This window comes from Solidesulfovibrio sp. (assembly GCF_029978005.1).
Taxonomy (GTDB): Bacteria; Desulfobacterota; Desulfovibrionia; order Desulfovibrionales; family Desulfovibrionaceae; genus Solidesulfovibrio.
This window is the reverse complement of the sequence record NZ_JARKOZ010000212.1, coordinates 1-1,708: the sequence shown is the minus strand read 5'-3', so window position 1 is coordinate 1,708 and position 1,708 is coordinate 1. Positions and strand designations below refer to the sequence as shown.

The following is a 1,708-nucleotide window of genomic DNA, read 5'->3' as shown; positions in this document are numbered from 1 at the left end:
GTGCCCTCGGAAAAAAGGGCATCTTTTTTCCGAGGGCACGACGGTGGAAAACGCTTTGTCGAAGGACGCGAGGCTAGGCGGTCTGTCCGCGCAGGTAGGCCACGGCGTTGTCGAAGAGCACGGTGCCAAGCGTCGGGCGTTCGCCCCGGGTGTAGCCCGGGTGGTTGGTCGGGTGGTTGAAGGCCTCGGGGTGGGGCATGAGCCCGAGGATGCGGCCCGTGGGGTCGGTCAGGCCGGCGATGGCGTGGGGCGAGCCGTTGGGGTTGGCCGGATAGTCCATGGTGGCCGTGCCCGAGGCCGGGTCGGCGTAGGTCAGCGCGATGGCCCCGGTGCGCACGATCTCTTCCAGCACGTGCTGGGTCATGGGCACGAGCTTGCCCTCGCCGTGGCGCACGGGCAGGTCCAGGCGCGTGACTCCCTTGGTGAAGACGCAGGGGCTTTGGGGATTGGCGGCGAGCGTCACCCAGCGGTCCTCGAACCGGGCCGAGTCGTTGTTGGTCAGGCTCGCCTGGCGGGCGAAGTAGTCGCCGCCAAGGGCCGGCAAGAGGCCGAGTTTGACCAGGAGCTGGAAGCCGTTGCAGATGCCGAGGATGAGCCCGCCGGCGGAAAAGAACGCCTTGAGCTGGTCGAGCAGGGGTTCGCCGGCGCTCGTGGCGGCGTGCTTCCAGCGCACGGCCGCGGCCTGCGCCGCGCCGAGGTCGTCGCCGTCGAGGAAGCCGCCCGGGAAGACGAGGAAGTTGTAGGCGTCGATGCGTGCGCGCCCGGCCACGATGTCGGAGAAATAGGCGATGTCCGTGACGTCCGAGCCGGCCTGGCGGGCGGCGTGGGCCGATTCCACTTCGCAGTTGGTGCCGTAACCGGTGATCACGAGGCTGCGCACCTGGGCCATAGGGGAAATCCTCCCGAGGGTTCCTTGAAAAATTGCGCCCGAAGGCATACGTTGCGCGGCTGAACATAAGGGGCGGCCCGGGTCGCGTCAACCAAGCGCGAACCTTTCGCCCGGCCCGCGTCAGCGGCGGCCGCCGGGGCTGTCGACGCGGCATGAACCCGATTTTCGCGAGGACGGCAGCATCATGAAGACCAAGTTTATTTTCGTGACGGGAGGCGTGCTGTCCTCCCTGGGCAAGGGGCTGGCGGCCGCCTCCATCGGCGCGCTGCTCCAGGCCAGGGGGCTTAAGGTCACCATCCAGAAGCTCGACCCTTACATCAACGTCGACCCCGGCACCATGAACCCCTTTCAGCACGGTGAGGTCTACGTTACCGACGACGGGGCCGAAACCGACCTGGACCTCGGGCATTACGAGCGCTTCCTCGGCGTGCCCATGAGCCAGAACAACAACTACACGTCGGGCCGGGTCTATTTCAGCGTCATCCAAAAGGAGCGGCGCGGCGACTACCTCGGCGGCACCGTGCAGGTGATCCCGCACATCACCGACGAGATCAAGCGCGCCATCCTCGGCCTCGCCACGGATGAGGACGTGGCCATTATCGAGATCGGCGGCACGGTGGGCGACATCGAGGGCCAGCCGTTCCTCGAGGCCATCCGCCAGCTGCGCATGGACCTCGGCAAGGAAAACGTCCTCTACATTCATTTGACGCTCGTGCCGTACCTGCGCGTGGCCGGCGAGGTCAAAACCAAGCCCACCCAGCACAGCGTCAAGGAACTGCGTTCCATCGGCATCCAGCCCGACATCATCATCTGCCGCAG

At 66.5% G+C, this 1,708-nt stretch carries 2 protein-coding genes; one reads left to right on the top strand and one right to left on the bottom strand.

What is annotated here, in order from left to right; genetic code table 11:
- Positions 1-73: 73 nt before the first annotated feature.
- Entirely contained in the window at positions 74-889 is an 816-nt protein-coding gene (locus tag Q1K70_RS21270; protein ID WP_300164474.1) for a phosphoribosylformylglycinamidine synthase subunit PurQ, read from the bottom strand.
- A gap of 184 nt (positions 890-1,073) precedes the next feature.
- Between Q1K70_RS21270 and Q1K70_RS21265 the strand changes: the two genes are divergently transcribed.
- A partial coding sequence (locus Q1K70_RS21265) for a CTP synthase (RefSeq protein WP_300164471.1) occupies positions 1,074-1,708 on the top strand: 635 nt, incomplete at its 3' end.

What these genes read in the sequence shown, in the direction of transcription:
- Q1K70_RS21270 (WP_300164474.1), bottom strand. Translation starts at nt 889, where the DNA reads ATGGCCCAGGTGCGCAGCCTCGTGATCACCGGTTACGGCACCAACTGC.